Origin of the sequence: Staphylococcus ureilyticus, assembly GCF_002902235.1 — a bacterium.
In the GTDB taxonomy this organism is placed as follows: domain Bacteria; phylum Bacillota; class Bacilli; order Staphylococcales; family Staphylococcaceae; genus Staphylococcus; species Staphylococcus ureilyticus.
This window is the reverse complement of the sequence record NZ_PPRL01000119.1, coordinates 1-3,984: the sequence shown is the minus strand read 5'-3', so window position 1 is coordinate 3,984 and position 3,984 is coordinate 1. Positions and strand designations below refer to the sequence as shown.

Below are 3,984 nucleotides of genomic sequence, written 5' to 3'. Positions count from 1 at the left end.
CATTACACAACATATCATGTCCAAAGAAATTTCTTCAATTTTTTATATTTCTAGTTCTTATATATCGATTTTATTTAAAAAATATTTAGGTATTAGCTTTAAACATTATGTAGTAAGTTTAAAAATTGCGCTTTCTCTTAATGAACTTATTAATAGTAACAAAACCATTTATCTTATTTCTGAAAATATGGGTTTCAATCATTATGCTAACTATACTCATCAATTCAAATATCATCTCAAGTTAACACCGCTTGCTTACAGAAAAAAGCTTAATATATTGCACAATAATCCTATTACGTTATTAACAACTGATATTAGCGGATATTCACACTATTTCAAAGCCTACTTAGATGACCATAATCAAGCACTTGATAACGAAATTATCAATTTAGACCACTTAAAGTATAATGATTTGGCAAAACAACCTACCATCTTTATTCATATTGATAATCTAATGGATATAATTCAAACAAATTTAAATCAAAAACTTAATTTTAGTGACCTTACAAACTGCTATTTACTTATAAATAATGTGAGCAACCTAGCATCAGCTTCACTCAATTTAAATGGGATTGTCAATTTTATCGATGCTATTTTTTCTAACTGTATAGGCGTAGTTATTAGAATTAAATCCATCGAAGAATATAAAAAAATAGAACAAGTGATTTCCCAATTTTTAATATTCAAACCTAAATATCATGCTAATGGTAATATGTATAACTTTATGATTCTATTTGATTCAGAATACTTAAAGTTAAATGATATAAACAGATTGTACATTAAAGTCAGAAGTTTAAATATTAATATCAAATTAGCAATCAATGTAGAAGGCGTGTTAACCCAAACTCAAAGCCTTAAACACACTTTTACACTCTTACATAGATTTAATTTTGACTTTAATTTTATTGATGTAGAACGTAGCGAATTACGTACAATGTTATTAAAGCATAGCCATCAATTCGATAATGTATCAAGTTATAGTGATTATTATAATAAATTCGTCACACTTTCTAAGCTACAACCTAATAAATGTGTGTACTCAAAACTTACTAAAAATCACTTCACTCAATATAATCAAAAAGCGCCTTTAGGAATATCAGAAATTATGCAACATACAATACAATTAATTAAAAATGGTTCTGCTGTTGGCTATGAACTAATGAATAAATGTATATGTGACGTTGCATTAATGAATCATCACGGCATATATGAACCCATTGTATATATAATGCAATTCTTAAAGCCATTTTATGGAAAAGCGATATTAATACAACCTAATTATTTAGTTGCAAAAGATAAACAATGTACACATTTACTATTATTCAATGCCAATACGCACACAACGTTAAACAAGCGAAAGTTTATATTAAAACAACAAACAATTATTTCAAAATTAATTTTATTTATACGTACGTTAAATAGAGAACATAGTTTTATAGATTATGCTTTACCTCCTATATTTAATGATATTTTCATTGAACAATCACTGTTAAAAAATATAGAACGTTCAAATATGCCAAAATCAGAATTACGACACACTACCTATCCACACACATCTATTGAGTTTGATATTGGTCGAGATGAGGTGAAATACATTCGCTTATCACCTACAAATAAATAATAGTGTAGCATAGACATGAAACTTTAAAAATAAGTACATATTAGCACAATTTAATTTAAAAGTTTTGTCATCGCTTATACTTCAATTGCATTATGCTAAAATATCAGATATAACTGAAGTAAAGATATATAAAGGAGAATCTAATTTTGAAAAATAAAATGTTTGCAATTATTATCAGTGCAGTAATGGTGATTGTAGCTATTGTCTTAGTTATTATGATGGTTTCTGGTGGTCAAAAAGAGACATACTTCGGCTACATGAAAAATAGTACAACTGCTGATAAAGTAGTGAGTGAAAAAGACCATGAAGTAGAGGAAAATGTAAAAATACCTTCTAAATCAGGATTTAATCCTAAAAAAGGTGATTTTGTAAAACTTATTAAATCTGAGGACGAAGACACTTATAGTAAAATGGAAGTCGTTGATCACGATGACATTCCGCATGGTCTAATGATGAAAATTCACGATATGGACATGAAAGGCATGTAAATAAGTAAAACCGCGTCACAAAACAGCCCCATAAGCACTTCTTAGAAGTGAAGTGCTTATGGGGCTGTTTGTGCCTTAAATAACATTAATTTTGTTTAACCCATCACTTGTTTTCAAAAACATCCTACTGTTGTTGTTTTATAATTAACATAATATAACCGTAATTAACAAAAAAGCACTGAATAGATTTATTTTCTATTCAGTGCAAAATGTCAGAATTTTAATTTAGTTTATATCGATTTTAGATAGGCTTGACCTTTCTCTTTGTCATAAGCATTTTCCCATTTTGCAATAACAATGGTAGATAATGCGTTACCTAATACATTTACACAAGTTCGTACCATATCTAATAGTCTATCGACACCGATAATCAATGCCAGTCCTTCAGCTGGTAATCCCATTGTTGTCAATGTTGTAATAAGTACTACAATTGATACTCCTGGTACGCCCGCCATACCTTTTGAAGCAACCATCAAAGTAACCATTAACATGATTTGTTGGCCGATGGACATATCGATGCCATACATCTGAGCAACAAATAAGGCTGCTATTGATTGATATAATGCAGATCCATCAAGGTTAAATGTATATCCAATTGGTACTACAAATGAAGTAATATCTTTTGGAGAACCAAAGTTTTCCATTTTTTTCATTATTATTGGTAACACAGATTCAGAACTTGATGTTGAAAATGCTAATACTAGTTCATTTTTTAGTATTTTAATAATAGAGAAAATACTAATACCGCATAATCTAGCTACGATACCAAGTACAACAATAATAAAGAATATCATTGCACCGATAACCACTAATAGTAATTTTAATAATGGTATTAATGCTGAAGCACCAAAAGTCATAATTGTCGTACAAATAAATGCGAATACGCCAATAGGTGCTAATTTCAATATTTTATTAATCATCCAAAACACAGCTTCTAATGAACCACTTAAAACCGCTTTTACAGGTTCTGCCTTTTTACCAATTGCTGATAATGCAACACCAAAAAACACTGCAAAGAAAATGATTGGTAGTAATTCACCTGAAGTCAATGCCTCGAAAAGATTTTGAGGCACAATGTTTACAATTGTACCGATAAAGTGATTTCCATATGTAGATGATTCGGCAGCTTTTGCCGAGGATTCATATGTTGAAATATCACCTTTGGGTAATTTATCTGGATCTAAACCTTTCCCTGGTTTAAATATATTCGCAAAAAGTATACCTAGTCCTATAGCTATTGTTGTTATAATTTCAAAATATAAAATTGTTTTAAAACCGTAACGTCCCACTGTTTTAGATTCACCTACATTGGATATAGATAATGCTAGTGAACAAAAAACAACTGGAATTACAATCATTTTTATTAAATTCAAGAAGACATCGCCAAAAGGCTTAATGTAATTTGCAATTTCATCGTGCCCATAAAGTAATAGGCCTACGATAACACCTAATACCAAAGCGATAATAACTTGCATTGGTAAACTGATTCTTCTTATAATTGCCATGATGTTTCTCCCCTTTTTCTGACATTGCTTAATTATATCAAAATAATTTTTATATAAATATAAATTTTTTCGGTAAAAAGAGTTGATATTACACTTAATTTTTATTTTTACTCATTTTATATATATAAGTAACATAATTATTTTGACAAATATACAAAATTGGCGTTAAAGACTATGATATCACGCTATGATCGCTTACTAAAAGTTAGATATAATGATATAATCACAAATAAAACCACTACTCTTTTAGTCTATTTTTTATTTGAGTAACATAAGAAATCGGTATGATTTTTATATACATTTCACTTGGAATAGTGCTCAAAATGCTTATGTTTTTTAATTTTTACTAAAGTAATCTATACGATAAAAG

3 protein-coding genes are annotated in these 3,984 nt (G+C 28.8%); 2 read left to right on the top strand and 1 reads right to left on the bottom strand.

Features of this window, described 5'->3' with window-relative positions; genetic code table 11:
- A partial coding sequence (locus tag CD150_RS10960; RefSeq protein WP_142382338.1) for a helix-turn-helix domain-containing protein occupies positions 1–1,621 on the top strand: 1,621 nt, incomplete at its 5' end.
- Between the two features lie 146 nt (positions 1,622–1,767).
- Complete coding sequence (locus CD150_RS10955) at positions 1,768–2,109, top strand: DUF4889 domain-containing protein (RefSeq protein ID WP_019468837.1); 342 nt, start codon at positions 1,768–1,770, stop codon at positions 2,107–2,109.
- Positions 2,110–2,339: 230 nt separating this feature from the next.
- Here CD150_RS10955 and CD150_RS10950 read toward each other — a convergent pair whose 3' ends face one another.
- Positions 2,340–3,614, bottom strand: coding sequence for a cation:dicarboxylate symporter family transporter (locus CD150_RS10950; RefSeq protein WP_103161586.1), 1,275 nt, complete (start codon positions 3,612–3,614; stop codon positions 2,340–2,342).
- Between the last annotated feature and the right edge of the window lie 370 nt (positions 3,615–3,984).